Annotated in this window: 15 protein-coding genes; 8 read left to right on the plus strand and 7 right to left on the minus strand. The window is 56.8% G+C overall.

Annotation, left to right across the window (positions count from 1 at the left end; all coding sequences use genetic code 11):
• Window positions 1-486 precede the first annotated feature (486 nt).
• Entirely contained in the window at window positions 487-3,156 is a 2,670-nt protein-coding gene (gene rcsD, locus BN3796_RS18335; protein WP_061709782.1) for a phosphotransferase RcsD, read from the plus strand.
• Between the two features lie 16 nt (window positions 3,157-3,172).
• Window positions 3,173-3,823 carry a response regulator transcription factor RcsB gene (gene rcsB / locus BN3796_RS18340; RefSeq protein ID WP_061709783.1) on the plus strand — a complete coding sequence of 217 codons (651 nt, stop codon included), beginning with the start codon at window positions 3,173-3,175 and terminating at the stop codon, window positions 3,821-3,823.
• Window positions 3,824-3,909: 86 nt separating this feature from the next.
• Here the strand turns inward: rcsB and rcsC are convergent, their stop codons facing one another.
• Together rcsC and gyrA are read right to left on the minus strand one after the other, a co-directional pair.
• On the minus strand, window positions 3,910-6,753 hold the full coding sequence (gene rcsC, locus BN3796_RS18345) for a two-component system sensor histidine kinase RcsC (protein ID WP_061709784.1): 2,844 nt from the start codon (window positions 6,751-6,753) through the stop codon (window positions 3,910-3,912).
• Window positions 6,754-6,881: 128 nt separating this feature from the next.
• Window positions 6,882-9,518, minus strand: a complete 2,637-nt coding sequence (gene gyrA / locus BN3796_RS18350; protein ID WP_061709785.1) for a DNA topoisomerase (ATP-hydrolyzing) subunit A — start codon at window positions 9,516-9,518, stop codon at window positions 6,882-6,884.
• Window positions 9,519-9,649: 131 nt separating this feature from the next.
• Between gyrA and ubiG the strand changes: the two genes are divergently transcribed.
• From ubiG to yfaE, 4 genes are all read left to right on the plus strand, one after another.
• A complete protein-coding gene (ubiG, locus tag BN3796_RS18355) occupies window positions 9,650-10,378 on the plus strand; it encodes a bifunctional 2-polyprenyl-6-hydroxyphenol methylase/3-demethylubiquinol 3-O-methyltransferase UbiG (RefSeq protein ID WP_061709786.1) in 729 nt (242 codons plus the stop codon).
• A 349-nt stretch (window positions 10,379-10,727) separates the two neighbouring features.
• Window positions 10,728-13,013 (plus strand): class 1a ribonucleoside-diphosphate reductase subunit alpha, encoded by a 2,286-nt coding sequence (nrdA, locus tag BN3796_RS18360; RefSeq protein WP_061709787.1) that lies wholly within the window; start codon window positions 10,728-10,730, stop codon window positions 13,011-13,013.
• Window positions 13,014-13,113: 100 nt separating this feature from the next.
• Window positions 13,114-14,244, plus strand: a complete 1,131-nt coding sequence (nrdB, locus tag BN3796_RS18365; RefSeq protein WP_061709788.1) for a class Ia ribonucleoside-diphosphate reductase subunit beta — start codon at window positions 13,114-13,116, stop codon at window positions 14,242-14,244.
• Entirely contained in the window at window positions 14,244-14,498 is a 255-nt protein-coding gene (gene yfaE, locus BN3796_RS18370) for a class I ribonucleotide reductase maintenance protein YfaE (protein ID WP_061709789.1), read from the plus strand. The genes nrdB and yfaE overlap by 1 nt, the downstream gene beginning before the upstream one ends.
• A gap of 70 nt (window positions 14,499-14,568) precedes the next feature.
• Here the strand turns inward: yfaE and BN3796_RS18375 are convergent, their stop codons facing one another.
• The 5 genes from BN3796_RS18375 to tctD form a co-directional block, all read right to left on the minus strand.
• Window positions 14,569-15,783 (minus strand): nicotinamide mononucleotide deamidase-related protein YfaY, encoded by a 1,215-nt coding sequence (locus tag BN3796_RS18375; RefSeq protein WP_061709790.1) that lies wholly within the window; start codon window positions 15,781-15,783, stop codon window positions 14,569-14,571.
• A gap of 92 nt (window positions 15,784-15,875) precedes the next feature.
• A complete protein-coding gene (locus tag BN3796_RS18380; RefSeq protein WP_061709791.1) occupies window positions 15,876-16,415 on the minus strand; it encodes a YfaZ family outer membrane protein in 540 nt (179 codons plus the stop codon).
• 349 nt (window positions 16,416-16,764) lie between these two features.
• Entirely contained in the window at window positions 16,765-17,697 is a 933-nt protein-coding gene (locus tag BN3796_RS18385; RefSeq protein ID WP_061709792.1) for an Rpn family recombination-promoting nuclease/putative transposase, read from the minus strand.
• A gap of 93 nt (window positions 17,698-17,790) precedes the next feature.
• Window positions 17,791-19,203, minus strand: coding sequence for a sensor histidine kinase (locus tag BN3796_RS18390; protein ID WP_061709793.1), 1,413 nt, complete (start codon window positions 19,201-19,203; stop codon window positions 17,791-17,793).
• Window positions 19,190-19,864 carry a transcriptional regulator TctD gene (gene tctD / locus BN3796_RS18395; RefSeq protein ID WP_061709794.1) on the minus strand — a complete coding sequence of 225 codons (675 nt, stop codon included), beginning with the start codon at window positions 19,862-19,864 and terminating at the stop codon, window positions 19,190-19,192. The genes BN3796_RS18390 and tctD overlap by 14 nt, the downstream gene beginning before the upstream one ends.
• A gap of 152 nt (window positions 19,865-20,016) precedes the next feature.
• On the opposite strand from tctD, the gene BN3796_RS18400 reads away from it, so the two are divergent.
• Window positions 20,017-20,997, plus strand: coding sequence for a Bug family tripartite tricarboxylate transporter substrate binding protein (locus BN3796_RS18400; protein ID WP_061709795.1), 981 nt, complete (start codon window positions 20,017-20,019; stop codon window positions 20,995-20,997).
• 11 nt (window positions 20,998-21,008) lie between these two features.
• The gene (locus tag BN3796_RS18405) at window positions 21,009-21,440 is read left to right on the plus strand and encodes a tripartite tricarboxylate transporter TctB family protein (RefSeq protein WP_061709796.1); all 432 of its coding nucleotides are present in this window, start codon (window positions 21,009-21,011) and stop codon (window positions 21,438-21,440) included.
• Window positions 21,441-21,444: the final 4 nt, after the last annotated feature.

Consider the following 21,444-nt stretch of genomic DNA (forward strand, 5'->3'; position numbering starts at 1 on the left):
GGTTATGCGATATATTTTTATAGCACTGATTGCCAAAACAAAAATTGAGAAGTTCACTAAAATATTTCTCGCTATCATCATTAACTTTATTTATTACCGTCATTCAGTTTTGAATGTCTGTTTAACCTTATTTGAACCGGATGCCGCGCATTCGGTTTTTTTTTACCTTTCTTTACGTAAACTGAATCAATTTCTGCTACTGCAACATATTAGTAACGTTTATTTCCCGCTCCCCGTTTTGTTCAAAATTCATGCCAAAAATAAATCCGTGTTATAATTTCTTGTTAATTCGTGCTATTTTTTACAGAATTTGCGGGTAATTTGTACAGTTCGACGCTCATTGTACAGATAAACACCCAGCCTATTTGTGCCTGCAAAATTGTTAAAAAGTCCCCCGGAATGTCAATAAGGACGCTGGAAATTCGGGTATTACCCTTTATACTGCCCTATCCCCTTAAGTGCGGTCATCACGGGTTTAACGAATCAATGAGTCAGTCTGATACCACAGCGTCGAGCAAATTTTCACTTCTGCCCGGAAGCATTACCCGCTTCTTTCTTCTGTTGATCATTGTGTTGCTGGTCACAATGGGCGTGATGGTACAGAGCGCGGTGAATACCTGGCTGAAAGACCGCAGCTACCAGATTGTCGATATCACCCATGCGCTGCATAAGCGCATCGACACCTGGCGCTACGCCACCTGGCAGATCTACGACAATATCGCCGCCGCGCCGGCCAGCGCATCGGGAGAAGGATTGCAGGAAACGCGCCTGAAACAGGATGTCTACTATCTTGAAAAGCCGCGACGTAAAACTGAAGCATTGATTTTCGGCTCGCATGACAGCGCCACTCTTGAGATGACGCAGCGAATTTCCAGCTATCTGGATACGCTCTGGGGCGCAGAAACCGTTCCGTGGTCCATGTACTACCTTAACGGTCAGGATAACAGCATGATCCTGATCTCTACCCTGCCGCTTAAAGATCTCTCCTCCGGCTTTAAAGAGACCACGGTGGGGGGCATTGTCGATTCCCGCCGCGCGGAGATGCTCCAGCAGGCAAATGCCCTCGACGAGCGGGAAAGCTTCTCTTCGCTGCGCCGCCTGGCCTGGCAGAACGGTCACTACTTCACCCTGCGTACCACCTTCAATCAGCCGGGGCACCTGACGACGGTCGTGGCTTTCGATCTGCCTATTAACGATCTGATCCCGCCGGATATGCCGCTCGACAGCTTCCGCCTGGAGCAGGACACCGCTGCGCAAAACGCGCGAGCAGCGAATGATAAAGAAAGTGCGGACAGCGTGGCGATCACCTTCAACGGCTCGCGCATTGAGATCGCCTCAGCGCTCACTTCCACCGGGATGCGGCTTGTGTGGCAGGTGCCGTTTGGCTCCTTAATGGTCGATACGCTGCAAAATATCCTGCTGCCGCTGCTCCTCAATATCGGGCTACTGGCGCTGGCGCTGTTTGGCTATACCACCTTCCGCTTCCAGCCAGGACGCCAGAGTGACGCCCCGCTCCCCAGCGCCGCCGGTAAAGAGCTGCGCGTGTTGCGGGCGCTGAATGAAGAGATAGTCTCCGTTCTGCCGCTTGGCCTGCTGGTGCACGATCAGGAAGCGAACCGTACGGTGATGAGCAACAAGATTGCCGATCACCTCTTGCCGCACCTCAATCTGCAAAATATCACCGCGATGGCCGACCAGCATCAGGGGGTGATTCAGGCCACGATCAATAATGAGCTCTACGAAATCCGGCAGTTCAGAAGCCAGGTCGCCTCACGCACGCAGATCTTTATTATCCGTGACCAGGATCGCGAAGTGCTGGTCAACAAGAAGCTTAAGCAGGCGCAGCGCCTGTATGAGAAGAATCAGCAGGGTCGCGCCGCGTTTATGCAGAATATCAGCGACGCCTTTAAGCGTCCGCTGAAAAGCCTGGCGGACCATGCCGGCGCGATGGACACGCCGGAAAGCCGCAAGCTTGCCAGTGAGGCGGATACCCTGGTGCGGCTGGTGGATGAGATCCAGCTGGCAAATATGCTGGAAAACGACGGCTGGAAAGGTAACTCCACCCTCTTCTCCATCCAGGATCTGATTGATGAAGTGGTGCCGGAAGTGCTGCCCGTCATCAAGCGCAAAGGGCTTCAGCTGCTGATTAACAATAATCTGCCGGCCAACGATGAACGCCATGGCGATCGCGACGCGCTGCGCCGTATTCTGCTGATGTTGATCCAGTACTCCGTTACCACTACCCAGATAGGTAAAATCACCCTGGAGGTGAGTACTGACGAATCGGCCGACGATCGTCTGACCTTCCGCGTGCTGGATACCGGCGAAGGGGTAACCCTTAGCGAGATCGATAATCTGCACTTCCCGTTCCTTAACGATACCCAGGGCGATCGCTACGGCAAGGCCAACGCATTAACCTTCTGGCTGTGCGATCAGCTGGCGCGCAAGCTTGGCGGGCACCTCAACATCAAGGCGCGCGAGTCGCTCGGCACACGTTACTCTTTGCATGTGAAAATGGCGGCCAACCCGCAGGAAGAGGATGAGGAGCGGCTGCTGGACGATGTGGTGGTGATGGTGGATGTCACCTCAAATGAGATCCGCAATATCGTAATTCGTCAGCTGGAGAACTGGGGGGCGGCCTGCATCACACCCGATGAGCGGCTGACAAGTCAAGAATTTGATCTCTTTTTAACGGATAATCCGTCTAATCTTACTGCCTCCGGCTTGCTTTTAAGCGATGATGAGCCTGGCGTGCGGAAAATTGGTCCCGGACAATTGCGCGTTAACTTTAATATCAGCAATGCGATGCAGGAAGCGGTACTACAACTTATAGAGGAGCAGTTAGCGCAGGAAGAGCTTACGGAGTCCCCGTTGGGCGGTAATGAAAATGCCGAACTCCATGCCAGCGGCTACTATTCCCTGTTTGTTGATACAGTACCGGATGATGTTAAGCGGTTGTATACTGAGTCAGCCGCTAACGATTTTGCGGCGCTGGCACAGACAGCACACCGGCTTAAAGGGGTGTTTGCCATGCTTAATCTGGTTCCGGGCAAGCAGTTATGTGAAACGCTGGAACATCTTATTCGCGAGAAGGATGCTTCAGGCATAGAAAAATATATCAGCGACATTGACGCCTACGTCAAAAGCTTGCTGTAGCAAGGTAGCCTTATACATGAACAATATGAACGTAATTATTGCCGATGACCATCCGATTGTACTGTTCGGTATTCGCAAATCACTTGAACAGATCGAGTGGGTGAATGTTGTCGGTGAATTTGAAGACTCCACAGCACTTATTAATAACCTTCCGAAACTTGATGCACACGTGCTCATTACCGATCTCTCCATGCCGGGCGATAAATACGGTGACGGGATCACGCTTATCAAGTACATCAAACGCCACTTCCCGAGCCTGTCGATCATTGTTCTGACCATGAACAATAACCCGGCGATTTTAAGCGCCGTGCTGGACCTGGATATTGAAGGGATTGTCCTGAAACAAGGGGCGCCGACCGACCTGCCGAAAGCGCTGGCCGCGCTGCAGAAAGGGAAGAAATTTACTCCGGAAAGCGTCTCCCGCCTGCTGGAGAAGATCAGCGCTGGCGGCTACGGCGACAAACGTCTCTCTCCGAAAGAGAGTGAAGTGTTGCGCCTGTTTGCCGAAGGCTTCCTGGTGACCGAAATCGCCAAGAAACTTAACCGCAGCATTAAAACCATCAGCAGCCAGAAGAAATCGGCCATGATGAAGCTGGGCGTGGATAATGATATCGCTCTGTTGAACTATCTCTCCTCCGTAACGCTGAGCGCAACGGATAAGGATTGATGCTGTTGTATTGCCGGGTGGCGCTTGCGTATGCCCGGTCTGCAAGGCCCGACGGGCACTATAAAAAAGGCCCTTTCGGGCCTTTCTTATACTCGTGATTTCCTCACCCGCTCGGCATAAACCGCCAGGGTCTGCTTCAGTACGTCCAGCGTGACCGGCTTTGACAGGCAGCTATCCATACCCGACTCCAGACAACGCTGCTTCTCTTCCGCCAGCGCGTTGGCCGTCACCCCGACCACCGGCAGAGTCAGCCCCAGCTGGCGAATACGCTGGGTAAGGCGATAACCATCCATATTCGGCATGTTGACATCGCTCAGCACGATATCAATATGATTTTTGCTTAATACATTTAGCGCATCCACGCCGTCGTTAGCGGTCATGCACTGATAGCCCAGCGAGCCGAGCTGGTCGGCCAGCAGGCGGCGGTTAATCGGATGGTCATCCACCACCAGGATCATCATGTCGTCATTCATGGCAACGGAAGAGGCCGCTGACGGCAGCGCCGCTGCGCCTTCCGGCACGACCTCGACGCTGTAGATACGCGCCAGCAGCGTGAGCAGCTCGTGCGGCGTCGCGACGCTGTGCACCCACTCGCCTGGCGCGCGCTCAATCGGGATGCCGATATGACGGCGGCAGAAGGTGATGGTCGCCCTTCCCTGCCACGCCTCTTGCGCCGCATCGTCCGTTAACAGGACGTCGTCCGCCTCCGGGGTCTGCCCCTCATAGCGCACCACGCGCAGGCCGCTGCTGGTCAGCAGCGAGTCGAGATACTCGCACAGGGAGGCGTTATTAACCGCCAGCCAGCAGGTGCGGCCGCTCAGCCCCTCAACCTGCGTTTTTTCGGGGGAGTGCGCATCGTAGAGTGGAATACGAATCGTGAACTGACTGCCCATTCCCGGCTCGGTATCCACCGAGATATCGCCATCCATCATGTTGATGAGCTTTTCACATATCGCCAGCCCCAGCCCCGTTCCCTGGAAGTTGCGCTGTACGCCCGTCCCCACCTGGAAGAAGGGATCGAAGAGGCGAACCACCTCTTTCGCGGGAATGCCCACCCCGGTGTCGCGCACGCGGAACGTCAGATAGTCCCCGGTACGGCAGACATGCAAAATTATGCAGCCGACATCGGTAAATTTGATGGCGTTGCTGAGCAGGTTAGAGATGACCTGCTGCAGGCGCATCGGATCGCCATTCAGCGTCAGCGGCACGTCCGGCTCGATAAAGCAGTAGAGCCCCAGCTGCTTGCGTACCACCAGAGGCAGGTAGTTGGCGCTGATATGGTTCATCACCTCCCGGGGAGAAAATTCGCGCGGTTCGATTTTCAGCTGTTCCGACTCAATTTTTGAGAAGTCGAGAATGTCGCTGATAATTTTCAGCAGCAGGCTGGAGGAGTTGTTCATCGCCGTTACCAGCCTGTCGACCCCTTTCGGCAGCTCTTTGGTCTGCAGCAGGTCGAGGTTACCGATAATCCCGTAGAGCGGCGTGCGCAGCTCGTGGCTGACGGTTGCGAGGAACATCGACTTCGACTGGCTGGCCTGTTCCGCCGCCTGCGCCATCTCCTGTAACGACTCTTCCATCTTCACGCGGGCGGAGACATCCACCAGCACACAGATCGCCACGTTCTCGTTACGGTAGCGCGAGTGCACAAAGCTGATTTGCAGGTTGGTATTATTACTGGTCAGCACGTCGACAAAATTAACCTGCTGGCCGCAGATAATCTGGGTGAGCCGCTGGCGGTCCTCATGCGTAAGCATGTTCAGGTAATTATGCGCCAGCTCGTTACTGAGGATATTGGTCCCGTCCTGGGTACGTAAAATACAGATCCCGACCGGCGCGGAGGCGACAATTTTACGGTTAAATTGCTCATGCTCCTCCAGCCGCTGGGCATCCGCCTCGGCGGGGATAAAGATCTTCCGCTCATACATTCGCGCCAGGGTAAAGAGGGCAATCCCCACCAGCACGTTCAGCAAGATAGAGTTGAGGATCAGCATCCTGATGCGTTCCAGCACCATATCCACCGGCACGGAATAGACAAGGCTCAGAGAGGACGGGGGCAGGTTTTTCTTCAGCACCAGCTCGCGAAAGCCAGAGGTATAGCCAAACCAGGAGCGCTCCTGCATCCAGCGCGGGTCGACCTTCAGGCGATTATCCGGCCCGGTCAGCGAAATCAGCGTATGGCCGTTTTCATCGAGAATGGTCACCCCCATCGGCAGGCTGCCGGGCGTGAAGAAGTTCTCCATGCGGATAGTTTGCTCGGTGCCCAGCAGCGCCTGCAGGCGGTTACCCAGATAGACCGGCGTCAGGGCATAGAAATAACCGATTCCCGGACGCGGCCCCTGGCCGATCCAGAAGATGTTATTGCTGCGCTCATCCTGCGTGGCATTACGGTATTTCATGATGCGCTCATGCAGGGTTTTTAGCGCATCTTCCCGCTCGACCGCCACTTCACGCAAGCCAAAATCGGCCATGCAGAGGTTATCGCTGCCAATCAGGAAGACGCGGTTAAGATCGTAGGCGGCAGAAAAGTTATCCCGCCAGTAGCGCATAAACCACGCCAGCGACTCCAGCGAGCCGCGCCAGGCGGGGCCCATGGCCGTACAGTCAGAATCAGGGAAAAGCGGTTCAAAATTGGGAATATCGGCTTTATCGTTTCGCCCGCGGGTGGTGAGAATACCGTTTTCCGCCGTCAGGCGATTTTCAGCGATGTACTTCAGCTCTTTCATCACATCAGAGGTGCGCTGGATATAGCGCTGGGCCTGATCGGAACTGAGGTTAAACTCCTTACGGATCTCCGACTCCTTCTGATGCAGGGCGTTGACGATGTAAAACACCGAGCACACGGCCACCAGCAACCAAAGCAGGAGCGCTAACGCCCGGAAAAGATAGCGAGAAACTTTTAGCGTGGTACGAAAGGAGACGAGGTATTTCAAGGGGGCGAGGCTCCGCCTTCTGGGTCAAAAAGGATGTGGTTAAGGTAGCGGTAAACGCGTCCTGCCGCAATGTTCACGTATCGGCAAAAATAAAGGGCCGAAACCGGCCCTTTGTACGTTATCAGCGCTTATTCGTCGGCGTCGTCTGCCGCGTCGTCGTCGCTCTCCGCTTCCGGCGCGATCTCATCGTCGCCTTCCGCTACCGTACCGTCGATGGCGTCAAGTTCTTCGTCATCCACCGGTTCAGCCACGCGCTGCAGACCCACAACGTTTTCATCTTCCGCGGTGCGGATGAGGATCACGCCCTGGGTGTTACGGCCAACCACGCTGATCTCGGAGACGCGGGTACGCACCAGCGTACCGGCATCGGTGATCATCATGATCTGGTCGGCATCGTCCACCTGCACCGCGCCAACAACGGAGCCGTTGCGCTCGGTGACCTTGATGGAGATCACGCCCTGGGTGCCGCGCGATTTGGTCGGGTATTCGCTTTCCGCCGTACGTTTACCGTAGCCGTTCTGCGTGACGGTGAGGATAGCCCCTTCGCCACGTGGAACAATCAGGGAAACAACCGCGTCTTCACCCGCCAGCTTAATACCGCGGACACCGGTTGCCGTACGGCCCATGGCGCGAACGGCGCTCTCTTTAAAGCGCACCACTTTACCGGCGGCAGAGAAGAGCATCACTTCATCAGATCCTGACGTGAGATCCACACCAATCAGCTCGTCGCCCTCGTTGAGGTTCACCGCAATAATCCCGGCGGAACGCGGACGGCTGAACTCGGTCAGCGCGGTTTTCTTCACGGTACCGCTGGCGGTCGCCATAAAGACGTTCACGCCTTCTTCGTATTCGCGTACCGGCAGGATGGCGGTAATACGCTCATCCTGCTCCAGCGGCAGCAGGTTGACGATAGGACGGCCGCGCGCGCCACGGCTCGCTTCCGGCAGCTGGTAGACCTTCATCCAGTAGAGACGGCCACGGCTGGAGAAGCAGAGGATCGTATCGTGGGTGTTGGCCACCAGCAGGCGGTCGATAAAGTCCTCTTCTTTAATGCGCGCCGCAGATTTGCCCTTACCGCCACGACGCTGCGCCTCGTAGTCGGTGAGCGGCTGGTACTTCACGTAACCCTGATGAGAAAGGGTTACGACAACATCTTCCTGGTTAATCAGATCTTCGATGTTGATATCCGCGGTGTTGGCGGTGATTTCGGTGCGGCGCTCGTCGCCAAACTGGTCGCGGACCAGCTCCAGCTCTTCGCGGATCACTTCCATCAGGCGCTCGGCGCTGGAGAGGATATGCAGCAGTTCCGCAATCTGTTCCAGCAGCTCTTTGTATTCGTCGAGCAGTTTTTCGTGCTCAAGGCCGGTCAGTTTCTGCAGACGCAGATCCAGAATCGCCTGGGCCTGCTGTTCCGTCAGGTAGTACTGACCGTCGCGTACGCCAAACTCCGGCTCCAGCCATTCAGGGCGGGCGGCGTCGCCACCGGCGCGCTCCAGCATGGCGGCCACGTTACCGAGATCCCACGGGCGGGCAACCAGCGCGGCTTTCGCTTCCGCAGGGGTCGGCGCACGGCGGATCAGTTCGATAATCGGGTCGATATTGGCCAGCGCAACCGCCAGCGCCTCAAGGATATGGGCGCGATCGCGGGCCTTACGCAGTTCGAAGATGGTCCGGCGGGTCACCACTTCACGACGGTGACGCACAAACGCTTCCAGAATCTCCTTCAGGTTCATGATCTTCGGCTGACCATGGTGCAGCGCAACCATGTTGATACCGAAAGAGACCTGCAGCTGGGTCTGGGAGTAGAGGTTATTCAGCACCACCTCGCCCACCGCGTCGCGTTTGATCTCAATCACGATGCGCATGCCGTCCTTGTCGGACTCGTCACGCAGCGCGCTGATCCCTTCCACGCGTTTCTCTTTTACCAGCTCGGCGATCTTCTCGATCAGGCGCGCTTTGTTCACCTGATAGGGAATTTCATGAACGATGATGGTTTCGCGTCCGGTTTTCGCATCGGCTTCAACCTCGGCGCGGGCGCGGATGTAGATTTTGCCGCGACCGGTACGGTAGGCCTCTTCAATGCCGCGACGTCCGTTGATGATAGCGGCGGTCGGGAAGTCCGGCCCGGGGATATGCTCCATCAGACCTTCGATGCTGATATCTTCATCATCGATATAGGCCAGGCAGCCGTTGATCACTTCCGTGATGTTGTGCGGCGGAATGTTGGTCGCCATCCCGACTGCGATACCGGAAGAACCGTTTACCAACAGGTTAGGGATTTTGGTTGGCATGACGTCAGGGATCCGCTCCGTGCCGTCATAGTTATCCACAAAGTCGACCGTCTCTTTTTCCAGGTCGGCCATCAGTTCATGGGCAATTTTCGCCAGACGGATTTCCGTATAACGCATCGCCGCGGCGGAGTCGCCGTCAATTGAACCGAAGTTGCCCTGACCATCTACCAGCATATAACGCAGCGAAAACGGCTGCGCCATACGGACGATCGTATCGTACACCGCGGAATCACCATGAGGATGGTATTTACCGATTACGTCACCAACGACACGGGCAGATTTTTTGTAGGCTTTGTTCCAGTCATTGCCCAAGACGTTCATGGCGTATAGTACGCGACGGTGTACCGGCTTGAGGCCATCTCGGACGTCCGGCAGCGCTCGGCCAACAATGACCGACATCGCATAGTCCAGATAGGAGCTTTTCAGCTCTTCCTCGATGTTAACCGGTGTAATTTCTCTCGCAAGGTCGCTCATCTAACCGCTATCCCTCTACTTTATCCCGGATTCAAAGGTCGCAAATTATAACACATTAGCGGGGTTATAAACCATTTGGTTTATTAACTGATATACTCGCCTGACTAGCAAAATAAGGAGTAGAAGCGCCCATGAATGCCGAAACATCCCAGGTGGTTCACAACGTTGACCACGAAGAGATTGCCAAATTCGAAGCGGTAGCCTCCCGCTGGTGGGATCTTGAAGGCGAGTTTAAGCCGCTGCACCGTATCAACCCGCTGCGTCTGGGCTATATCGCGGAGCGTTCCGGCGGCCTGTTCGGTAAGAAGGTTCTCGACGTGGGGTGTGGCGGCGGTATCCTCGCCGAGAGCATGGCCCGCGAAGGGGCGACGGTCACCGGGCTGGATATGGGATTCGAGCCGCTGCAGGTGGCGCGTCTGCATGCGCTGGAATCTGGCGTGCAGGTCGATTACGTGCAGGAGACCGTTGAAGAGCACGCCGCAAAACATGCCCACCAGTATGATGTTGTCACCTGTATGGAGATGCTGGAGCATGTGCCGGACCCGCAGTCGGTGGTCAACGCCTGTGCAAAGCTGGTGAAGCCCGGCGGCGAAGTCTTTTTCTCCACCATCAACCGTAACGGCAAGGCCTGGCTGATGGCGGTGGTCGGCGCGGAGTATGTGCTGCGCATGGTGCCGAAAGGCACCCATGACGTGAAGAAATTTATCAAGCCGTCAGAGCTGCTGGGCTGGGTCGACGGGACGTGGCTCAAGGAGCAGCATATCACCGGGCTGCACTATAATCCGGTTCTGGATAAATTTAAGCTCGGCCCGGGCGTTGATGTGAACTATATGTTGCACACCACCGCCAAAAAGGCCTGAGGTCATCACGCTTTGATCTGAAAGATTGCGCGACACCCGTTGCGCAATTTTGACCTGCCGTTGAAGAAATCAGCACTCGATCAAATTTTCATTTTTTTTTGTCTAATATTGACATCCCGTTCAGGCCTTATGGTTCGTGGACTTAGCCTTTTTTACGCTTTGACAACCTCAATTTAACCTCAAAATCAACCCTTGTGCTGAAAAGATTAGATACTAGAATACTCACCATATAGCGTTTCTCATATCCAAGACCCCCTATATGTAGTATTTATCCACAGAGTTAGTCACAAGACGGCGTTGTGGATAAGCGGGGGGATATTTTTTATTTCACGGACAGGTACAAACCCACATGAATCAGAGTCTGCTGGTGACAAAGCGCGACGGTAAAACCGAGCGTATCAATCTGGACAAAATCCATCGTGTTCTCGACTGGGCAGCAGAAGGACTGAATAACGTTTCCATTTCCCAGGTTGAACTGCGCTCTCATATCCAGTTTTACGACGGCATTAAGACGTCTGATATCCACGAAACCATCATCAAGGCGGCGGCAGACCTGATCTCCCGCGAAGCGCCGGACTACCAGTATCTGGCAGCGCGCCTGGCTATCTTCCACCTGCGTAAAAAAGCCTATGGCCAGTTTGAGCCGCCGGCACTCTACGATCACGTGGTGAAGATGGTTGAGCTTGGCAAATATGACACGCATCTGCTGGAAGACTACACGGAAGAAGAGTTCAAGCAGATGGACGGGTTTATCGACCACTGGCGCGATATGAACTTCTCCTACGCGGCGGTGAAGCAGCTGGAAGGCAAATATCTGGTACAAAACCGCGTAACCGGCGAGATTTACGAGAGCGCCCAGTTCCTCTACATTCTGGTCGCGGCCTGCCTCTTCTCTAACTATCCGCGTGAGACCCGTCTGGATTATGTGAAGCGTTTTTACGACGCGGTGTCGACATTCAAAATTTCCCTGCCGACGCCAATCATGTCCGGCGTGCGCACCCCTACCCGCCAGTTCAGCTCCTGCGTGCTGATCGAGTGCGGTGATAGCCTGGATTCTATCAACGCCACCTCCAGCGCCATTGTGAAATATGTCTCCCAGCGCGCCGGTATCGGCATTAACGCGGGCCGTATTCGCGCGCTGGGCAGCCCGATTCGCGGTGGCGAGGCGTTCCACACCGGCTGTATCCCGTTCTACAAGCACTTCCAGACGGCGGTGAAATCGTGCTCTCAGGGTGGCGTACGCGGCGGCGCGGCGACCCTCTTCTATCCGATGTGGCATCTGGAAGTGGAGAGCCTGCTGGTACTGAAAAACAACCGCGGCGTGGAAGGCAACCGCGTGCGTCACATGGACTACGGGGTACAGATCAACAAGCTGATGTACACCCGCCTGCTAAAAGGTGGCGACATCACTCTGTTCAGCCCGTCCGACGTGCCTGGCCTGTATGACGCGTTCTTCGCCGATCAGGATGAGTTCGAACGTCTCTACGTGCAGTATGAAAATGACGACAGCATCCGTAAGCAGCGCGTCAAAGCGGTGGATCTCTTCTCTCTGATGATGCAGGAGCGCGCCTCCACCGGTCGTATCTACATTCAGAACGTTGACCACTGCAACACCCACAGCCCGTTCGATCCGGTGGTGGCGCCGGTACGCCAGTCCAACCTCTGTCTGGAGATTGCCCTGCCGACCAAACCGCTGGAAGATGTGAACGACGAGAACGGGGAGATCGCCCTCTGCACCCTCTCCGCCTTTAACCTGGGCGCGATTAAGAGCCTGACCGAGCTGGAAGAGCTGGCGGTGCTGGCAGTGCGCGCGCTGGATGCCCTGCTGGACTATCAGGACTATCCGATCCCGGCGGCAAAACGCGGCGCGATGGGGCGTCGTACTCTGGGTATCGGCGTTATCAACTTCGCCTACTGGCTGGCGAAGAACGGCAAGCGTTACTCCGACGGCAGCGCCAACAACCTGACCCACGAAACGTTCGAAGCGATCCAGTACTATCTGCTGAAAGCCTCTAACGAGCTGGCGATTGAGCAGGGTGCCTGCCCGTGGTTTAACGAGACCACCTATGCGAAAGGCATTCTGCCGATCGACACCTACAAGCGCGATCTGGACGCGATTGTCAGCGAGCCGCTGCATCTGGACTGGGAAGGGCTGCGTGAGTCTATCAAGACGCACGGCCTGCGTAACTCCACTCTCTCCGCGCTGATGCCGTCCGAGACTTCGTCGCAGATCTCTAACGCCACCAATGGCATTGAACCGCCGCGCGGCCACGTGAGCATCAAGGCGTCGAAAGACGGTATCCTGCGTCAGGTGGTGCCGGACTACGAGCTGCTGAAAGATAACTACGAGCTGCTGTGGGAGATGCCTAATAACGACGGCTACCTGCAGCTGGTGGGCATTATGCAGAAGTTTATCGATCAGTCGATCTCAGCTAACACCAACTACGACCCGTCGCGCTTCCCGTCAGGCAAAGTGCCGATGCAACAGCTGCTGAAGGATCTGCTTACCGCTTATAAATTTGGCGTGAAGACCCTTTACTATCAGAACACGCGCGACGGTGCGGAAGATTCACAGGATGACCTGGCGCCTTCTATCCAGGATGACGGCTGCGAAAGCGGCGCATGTAAGATCTAAGTACTTTGCCGGGTGGCGCTACGCTTACCCGGCCTACGGTTTTGTAGGCCCGGCATACGCAGTGCCGCCGGGCAATAAAATCTCAACAGGACTCTCCGCAATGGCATATACCACCTTTTCACAGACGAAAAACGACCAGCTCAAAGAGCCGATGTTCTTCGGTCAGCCGGTCAACGTGGCCCGCTACGATCAGCAAAAATATGACATCTTCGAAAAGCTGATTGAAAAGCAACTCTCTTTCTTCTGGCGACCTGAAGAGGTCGATGTCTCTCGCGACCGTATCGATTTTCAGGCGCTGCCGGAACATGAAAAGCACATTTTTATCAGCAACCTGAAGTATCAGACTCTGCTGGACTCCATTCAGGGACGCAGCCCGAACGTGGCGCTGCTGCCGCTGATCTCTATTCCGGAGCTGGAGACCTGGGTCGAAACGTGGGCCTTTTCCGAGACCATCCACTCCCGCTCCTACACCCATATCATCCGCAATATCGTTAACGATCCGGCGGTGGTGTTTGACGACATCGTCACCAATGAGCAGATCCTTAAGCGTGCGGAAGGGATCGCCCATTTCTATGACGATCTGATTGAGATGACCAGCTACTGGCATCTGCTGGGCGAAGGCACCCACACGGTGAATGGCAAAACCGTCACCGTCAGCCTGCGCGAGCTGAAGAAAAAGCTCTACCTCTGTCTGATGAGCGTCAACGCACTGGAAGCGATCCGCTTTTATGTCAGCTTCGCCTGCTCTTTCGCCTTCGCCGAGCGCGAACTGATGGAAGGCAACGCCAAAATTATCCGTCTGATTGCCCGCGACGAAGCGCTGCACCTGACCGGCACCCAGCATATGCTGAACCTGCTGCGCAGCGGCGCGGATGACCCGGAGATGGCGGAGATTGCCCAGGAGTGCCAGCAGGAGTGCTATGACCTGTTTGTGCAGGCGGCGCAGCAGGAGAAAGAGTGGGCGGAATATCTCTTCCAGGGCGGCTCTATGATTGGGCTGAACAAAGATATTCTCTGCCAGTACGTCGAGTACATCACCAACATCCGTATGCAGGCGGTCGGCCTTGATCTGCCGTTCCAGACCCGCTCTAACCCGATTCCGTGGATCAACACCTGGCTGGTCTCTGACAACGTACAGGTGGCGCCGCAGGAAGTGGAGGTAAGCTCCTACCTGGTCGGCCAGATCGACTCCGAAGTCGACACTGACGATCTGAGCAGCTTCCAGCTCTGATGAGCCGCGTCACGCTTCGCCTTTCCGGTACCCAGGTGCTGTGCCAGGAAGATCACCCTTCCCTGCTGGTGGCGCTGGAGTCACACCAGGTCGCGGTAGAGTATCAGTGTCGTGAAGGTTACTGCGGCTCCTGCCGCTGTCGGCTGGTGGCAGGCCAGGTTGACTGGCTGACCACCCCGCTGGCCTTTATCAACGACGGGGAAATCTTGCCCTGCTGCTGCCGGGCGAAAGGCGATATAGAGATAGAGATGTAGTACAAAAAACGGTAACGCTAAGTTACCGTTTTTTGCCGCGCGTTTGCCAAAGCGACGCTGTCGTTGAGCTTTAGTTGCCGGACGGCGACTCCGGCAAGAGAGATTCCACCACGTTAATCCAGCCGTGCTCCAGGGCCACTTCTTTACCGTTCAGCCAGCGGCGCAGCATGTTCAGCGCCATCATGGCGCAAACCTCCTGACGCACCTGCAGGCTATGGCGGGTCGTACTCATTTTAACGCGTAGCGCGTAAGTTCCTTCCGGCGCCGCCAGGGCAAAATTCAGATGTTCACCGTCATCGCCTCCGACGGCGAGCGCCAGCCCGGCAAAATGGTTGACTCTGCGCTCGGAGGCCCAGCGCGCCGTCTGCGCCAGCGTCTCCTGCTGGAAAGGCACCACTTCGCTGGCAAGCAGCGGCGCACCGGCTCGGGAAAGCTGCAGCGCCAGCAGGCCGCCGGTAAACTGCTCGCTTAAGGTGATACTGAGCTGGCGTGACTGCAGATGCTGCGCGATCTGCGCAGGCAGCCCCCCGGTCCCTTCGAAGATGATGCTTTCTCCCGCCACACGCTTAACTTCAGGCCACAGGGCCAGCATCGCCGCTTTTTGCGTTGCCGGGCCGGTAAGCTTGAGCTCAATAATCGGCATGGAGGAGCGATAGCCCATCGACACCCCTTCCGGCAGTGCCAGCGTATCCAGACTCTGGGCGAGGTCGCTTTCGGAACGGCCGAAGGTGGTCAGACGCAGGCAAACTGGCGGTTCGGGCAGGGTGAAGCGCTGGCGCAGACGCGGCAGGATCTGCTGCTCCACCATCACCTTAAATTCTGACGGTACGCCGGGGGTGAAAAACATCAGACAGCGATTGAGCTGCAGCGCGAAGCCGCAGGCAGTGCCGACGGGATTATCAATAAGCTCGGCGCTGGCGGGGATCTCCGCCTGCTTACGATTGCTGGGCGCCATAACCCTGCCGCGTTCGCTGAAAAAGCGCTCCATCTCTGCAAGCCACGCCTCGTGCAGCACCAGCTCTTCACCTTTGGCGGTTGCGGCGGCCAGCGCGCTGAGATCGTCGCTGGTCGGCCCCAGGCCGCCATTAACAATCAGTACATCAGCCTGTTCGCTGCGCTCGCGCAGAATAGCCACCAGCGACGCCAGATTGTCGCCCACCGTATTACGGCGCGTTAACGGTAATCCTTGCTCAAAGAAAAAATCGGCCAGCCAGGCAGCATTGGTGTCGGTAATTTGACCATGCAGCACCTCGTCGCCGGTGGAAAGCATCTCCACATTTAACATTGTGTTCTCCCGCTAATATGGTGAAAACACTATAACGCAAATGAAGGGAGCTGGAAGAGGAAACAGGCGCGGCAGACCGCCGCGCCGGAAGATCAGAAACCTGCGCTTACGCCCACGTAAGGGCCATCGGCCAGCGCGTTGTCGCGGTTGCCATCTTTACCCGCCAGGTTCAGATAGCGGTAACCCGCTTCGATAGTGATTGGACGCATAATGGTCCAGCGTGCGCCCGCATTCGCTTCTTCATAGCTTTCGATACCGCTGGAGAGCGAATCCGGGGAGTAATAATACTCACCGAACAGACCGAAGCTGTTGCCGATCTTCCACTGCAGGCCGCCGCCTACCGCTGCCGCGTAGCCTTCGTCACCGTCGTTAGGGTTGGTGTAGATCCCTTTACCGCCTACGGTTGCCAGAAACGGCCCCAGGGGCACGTTAAGACCCAGACCGAGACTCGCCGCGTCGCCGTCATCGTCGTTGTGCGTCCAGTTACCGCTCAGCGCCAGACCAGAGGTTTCGGTCCCCAGGCCAAAGCCCAGGTTAGTGTAATCTTCACCCGCCTGGCCGTTAAAAGAGATGGCGTTCGCCGCCGCAGAAATAAACAGCAGGCCTAAGCCCGCCCATGCCACTTTTTTCATTATCGTCATCCTGCACTTAAAAAGGATAAAGTCCCAAACCGCGAGATTTTAACGTGCGCTGAGCAGGGATCAACGTTCCGTCAGTTTAGAGGCGCATTAGTTTGTAACTATTTGAAACTATCGCATAACCCTGAACCCAGCGGCAGCGTACTGAGTCGGGACGGGATCGGTCTGAACAGGGATCGGTTTTGAGTTTTTCCTTATCAGACGGGGCATGGCTGAGAGCGAGAAAAAGCGTCTCCAGAATATTAAGGCGGTCAGGCGGGGTAAAAAGTACTCAGACGTCGGCGTGGCGCTAAAGACAAACTAATAAGAGCAACGGGAGCATCTGCTCCCGTGTTGTTGCAGGCTAGTGGCGAGCCTGCTCCACCAGCTCAGGCGACAGGCCGGTAAGCTTCACCACCTTTTCAGGATCAAGCCCGTTCTCCAGCAATTTACGGGCGATGCGCATCGCCTCCTGCTCAATCCCCTCCCGGCGTCCCTGGGAAAGGCCCTGGGAGAGCCCTTGAGAAAGGCCCTCTTCACGAAGATATTGTGCAATATTCATTAACGTCTCCCTGTGTTCGTGGTCCACTGTGCGATCGGCAAGACCCTCCAGAAAGGCTGCCGGACTGGCGGTGTTCCCTACCTGTAAAAGGTAGGTCAGCAGTGCCTTAAGCTGAACGTCGCTAGTGTATCGCAGCGACAACAGCGTTGCCAGATGCGCCTGAAGTTCCATCAAATCCCGTTGTCGCACATGTTTTTGCACCATCTCGAGCATGGCGATTCGCCGGTGCTGAAGGATCTCTTCGTCAGGTATACGGGTAATATCCACCAGCGGAAACGGGCCGGAATAGAGCGCCTTCGCCTGTTCGGGCAGGCTGAACCCGTCAAGCCAGCGCATCGACCAGGGGTAAGGCGAGCGCCGTCCATGATAAAAAAGCAGAGGTATCACCAGCGGCAAAAGGTGGTGCCCTTTCTCCAGATGTCGCTGCATCGCTGCGATCGCATAGCGCATCAGCCGAAACGCCATATGGCGATCCGGACTGCTCTGGTGCTCGATCAACACATAGATATAACCCTCTCCCTCACGGGTTTTCACCGACCAGAGAATATCGGTACAGCTGTGGCGCAGGCTTTCTTCCACAAAACTTCCCGACTCCAGCGAAAGGGTGGAAAGATCGCACAATGAGCGCAGCGCGACAGGCAAGTGGATCTCTATAAAATCGCGGGCCGTCCCGGTATGCGAAAGAAGCTTACGGAATACCGCGTCGTGCGGGGTAAACGAAGATGAATGATGCATGGCCTTCCCTGTAATAATGATTCCGCAGGCACCCTATCACAGCCTCGTTTAACGCGGCGTTTGGGCTAAGTATTCTTCTGCCATGCTCGCAAATCAGTGGTCAATAAGCTGAAAGCGCAGCCGCACGCAGAGTCCGCCCAGCGTCGCGCTGCGGGTCAGCTGAGGATGGCTGCGGTGCAGCCGGGCGATATCATTCACCAGCGCCAGACCGATGCCCGAACCAGCCACCTCTCCAGCCGTCGCCAGACGATGAAACGGCGCCAGCGCCTGATGAATCAGGCTCTCTTCGATACCCGGTCCGTTATCCTCCACGCTCAGCAGCGCCGTGCTCTTCTCCCTCTGCAGAGAGACGGTCACAATTCCCTGCGCCGGAGCGTATTTAATGGCATTATCAAGCAGGTTCGCGCAGAGTTCCCCCAGCAGAACCGCATCCCCCTCGATTATGACCGGGCGCTGCTCGCCCTCGTAACCCAGATCGATGCCTTTACTGCGCGCCTGCGCCAGCCGGGAAAAGCAGCTGCTTTGCACCACCTCCAGCAGATCCACCGCAACAAACTGTTGCTCACCCTGCTCCCGGCGCCTGACGGCGGAGAGCTGCAGCAGACGCTCGGTCAGCTGAATGGTGTTATCCAGCGTGGCGTTAATGGCCCGCAGGCTCTCCTGCCATAGCGCCGGATCGCGGCTCGCCAGCGCGACCGCGGTCTGCGTCTTGAGCACCGCCAGCGGCGTTTTAAGCTGATGGGAGGCGTCTGCGCTGAAGCGCTCCTGTCGTGAGAGCACGCCGCGCAGCCGGTCGATATAGCGGTTAAACGCCACGATAAGCAGACGCGTTTCCGACCAGGGAAGCAGTTCAGGAAGCGGCGCCAGCAAGCCTGGCTCGCGGCGCACCATAAGCGAAGAGAGCTGGCGCATGGGGCGCAGCACGCGACGTAACAACCAGGCAGTTAATACCAGCGTCAGCAGTACCAGCAAGCCCTGGGAAACCCAGGAGGTAAAGAGCAGATGGCTCGCCAGCAGGCGGCGCGACTGGAGGGTTTCCGCCACATAAATTTCCGCCATCCCGACGATGCCGCCTTCGTTTACCGGCTGCAGCAGGCGGGCTACGCGAATTGCCGCCCCGCGATACTCGGTGTGATAAAACCAGGCCAGCGCCGGATAGAGCGTGGTACGCGAGGTCGCGGGCGGCATCTGCGGCAGATCGTCATAGCCGGAGATCACCCTGCCGGCCGGATCCACCACCTTGTAGTAAAGCCGGTCGTTCATATTCAGCTCAAAGCTGTCGAGCACTACCCACGGCACGTTGACCATCAGCCTGCCATTACGCACCGCGAGCCGCTCCGCCACCGTCCGCGCCGACGACAGCAGGGTGCGATCGTAGGCCTGCGTCGCGGCCTGCAGCGCGCTGACATAGCTGTTAAAAGCTGATAACCCCCACAGCAGCAGCAGCGGCAGCCCGAGAAACAGCAGCAGCTGAAAATAGAGCGACTGTGGTTTAGCCCATCTCATCGCCCTGCTCCAGTACATAGCCCAGCCCGCGCAGGGTGGTAATACGGACGTCGCTACCCGCCAGCTTCTTGCGCAGACGATGGATATAGAGATCGATACTCTCGGGGCTGACATCGTCACTGAGGCTAAACACCTGGTCAAACAGCTGCTGACGGGAAACCGGCCGGGTGCGGCGATACATCAGCACCGTCAGCAGAGAAAGCTCGCGCGGCGTCAGGGAGAGCCGTTCACCGCGCAGGGTAAAATACCCCTCGTCATTAAACTCCAGTCCACCAAGCTGCGAGGCGGCCTGCGCCCTCCCCTCGCTGCGGCGCAGCAACGCCCGCAGCCGGGCGTCTAACTCCTCCAGCTCAAACGGCTTCGGCAGATAGTCATCCGCACCGGCGTTGAGCCCCTTTACCCGATCGCTGACCTCGCTACGGGCGGTTAAAAAGAGCACCGGGAGCGTCTGTCCACGCTTTCGCAGCCGGTGCACCACCTCCAGCCCGGTCATTTCCGGCATGCCGATATCCAGGATCGCTACCGCGTAACTTTCCCCCTGCAGCAGATGATCGGCGGCGCGGCCGTCAAATACGCAGTCTACGGCAAATCCGCCGTGCACCAGCGCTTTCTCCAGCCAGCGGGCCAGCTCACGGTTATCTTCGGCGAGTAAGAGACGCATGTCACATCCTGTAAAGTTCGGGCCGCATTGAAAGAGAAATGAAAGGTTATTGTTTTAACAATCATGCAACGGAACTGCTACACGGCGGTTCACATAATCAATAAAAAACCTACCGTACCCGTACTCCCGGTTCGCCGGCGTGAGGATAAACGATGAAAAAACAGTTACTTTTCACACTTGCTGTAAGCATGTTCATGTCGGGCGCTTCTGCCGTGCAGGCGCAGGAGGCGCCATCCCGTACGGAATGTATCGCCCCGGCCAAGCCCGGCGGCGGCTTCGACCTGACCTGTAAGCTGATTCAGGTCAGCCTGCTGGAGACGAAGGCCATCGAGAAACCGATGCGCGTTACCTACATGCCCGGCGGCGTGGGCGCGGTAGCCTATAACGCCATTGTCGCCCAGCGCCCGGCAGAAGCGGGCACCGTGGTGGCCTTCTCCGGCGGTTCGCTGCTGAACCTGTCGCAGGGGAAATTTGGTCGTTATGACGTAAATGACGTGCGCTGGCTCGCCACCGTGGGCACCGATTACGGCATGATCGCCGTTCGCGCCGACTCCCCGTGGAAATCCCTGAAAGATCTGCTGATCGCCATGGAAAAAGATCCCAACAGCGTGGTGATTGGCGCAGGCGCCTCTATCGGCAGCCAGGACTGGATGAAAGCCGCGCTGCTGGCGCAGCAGGCCAAAGTGGATCCGCACAAAATGCGCTACGTGGCCTTTGAAGGCGGCGGTGAGCCGGTGACGGCGCTGATGGGCAATCACGTGCAGGCAGTATCGGGCGATCTCAGTGAAATGGTGCCCTACCTGAGCGGGGATAAGATCCGCGTGCTGGCGGTCTTCTCCGAAAACCGTCTGCCGGGCCAGCTGGCAGACGTCCCAACCGCCAAAGAGCAGGGTTATAACCTGGTCTGGCCGATCATCCGCGGCTTCTTCGTCGGGCCAAAAGTGACCGACGCCGAGTACCAGTGGTGGGTGGATACCTTCGCAAAACTTCAGCAAACCGAGGAGTTCAAAAAACAGCGCGATCTGCGCGGGCTGTTTGAGTTCAACCTGAACGGCAAGCAGCTGGACGAGTACGTGAAAAAACAGGTGAATGACTACCGCGAACAGGCGAAAGCCTTTGGTCTGGCGAAATAACCGGAGGCGCTATGAGCGATCGCATTTTTGCCGGGATCTGGCTCCTGCTCTGCATCGGCGGGCTGTTTGTCGCCTGGCAGATCCACAGCGAATACAGCTATGAACCCGTGGGGCCACGCCCCTTTCCGCTGGGCATTGTTGGCCTGATGCTGCTCTGCTCGGTGGCCCTGCTGCTGCGCCATCCGGACACCGTGGAGTGGCCGCCACGCCGCACGCTGCAACGTCTGCTGGTAATGGTGATTGTCCTGCTAATGTACGCGTGGGGCTTTGAGTGGCTCGGCTTCCCGATTGCCACCGCCCTGCTGACGATGGTGATTGGCATACTGTTTAACGCCTCGCTGCCTGCGGCGGGGATCTCCGGGGTCGTACTGGGCATTTTACTCTGGTACGCCTTCGACCGCCTGCTGGACGTGACCCTGCCGCTCGGCGCATGGTTTAATTAACGGA

Origin of the sequence: Pseudenterobacter timonensis, assembly GCF_900021175.1 — a bacterium.
In the GTDB taxonomy this organism is placed as follows: domain Bacteria; phylum Pseudomonadota; class Gammaproteobacteria; order Enterobacterales; family Enterobacteriaceae; genus Enterobacter; species Enterobacter timonensis.

What these genes read in the sequence shown, in the direction of transcription:
- BN3796_RS18380 (WP_061709791.1), bottom strand. Translation starts at nt 16,415, where the DNA reads ATGAAAAAAGTGGCATGGGCGGGCTTAGGCCTGCTGTTTATTTCTGCG.
- yfaE (WP_061709789.1), top strand. Translation starts at nt 14,244, where the DNA reads ATGAGCCGCGTCACGCTTCGCCTTTCCGGTACCCAGGTGCTGTGCCAG.
- BN3796_RS18390 (WP_061709793.1), bottom strand. Translation starts at nt 19,203, where the DNA reads ATGAGATGGGCTAAACCACAGTCGCTCTATTTTCAGCTGCTGCTGTTT.
- BN3796_RS18385 (WP_061709792.1), bottom strand. Translation starts at nt 17,697, where the DNA reads ATGCATCATTCATCTTCGTTTACCCCGCACGACGCGGTATTCCGTAAG.
- ubiG (WP_061709786.1), top strand. Translation starts at nt 9,650, where the DNA reads ATGAATGCCGAAACATCCCAGGTGGTTCACAACGTTGACCACGAAGAG.
- BN3796_RS18405 (WP_061709796.1), top strand. Translation starts at nt 21,009, where the DNA reads ATGAGCGATCGCATTTTTGCCGGGATCTGGCTCCTGCTCTGCATCGGC.
- nrdB (WP_061709788.1), top strand. Translation starts at nt 13,114, where the DNA reads ATGGCATATACCACCTTTTCACAGACGAAAAACGACCAGCTCAAAGAG.
- BN3796_RS18400 (WP_061709795.1), top strand. Translation starts at nt 20,017, where the DNA reads ATGAAAAAACAGTTACTTTTCACACTTGCTGTAAGCATGTTCATGTCG.
- tctD (WP_061709794.1), bottom strand. Translation starts at nt 19,864, where the DNA reads ATGCGTCTCTTACTCGCCGAAGATAACCGTGAGCTGGCCCGCTGGCTG.
- gyrA (WP_061709785.1), bottom strand. Translation starts at nt 9,518, where the DNA reads ATGAGCGACCTTGCGAGAGAAATTACACCGGTTAACATCGAGGAAGAG.
- nrdA (WP_061709787.1), top strand. Translation starts at nt 10,728, where the DNA reads ATGAATCAGAGTCTGCTGGTGACAAAGCGCGACGGTAAAACCGAGCGT.
- rcsB (WP_061709783.1), top strand. Translation starts at nt 3,173, where the DNA reads ATGAACAATATGAACGTAATTATTGCCGATGACCATCCGATTGTACTG.
- BN3796_RS18375 (WP_061709790.1), bottom strand. Translation starts at nt 15,783, where the DNA reads ATGTTAAATGTGGAGATGCTTTCCACCGGCGACGAGGTGCTGCATGGT.
- rcsD (WP_061709782.1), top strand. Translation starts at nt 487, where the DNA reads ATGAGTCAGTCTGATACCACAGCGTCGAGCAAATTTTCACTTCTGCCC.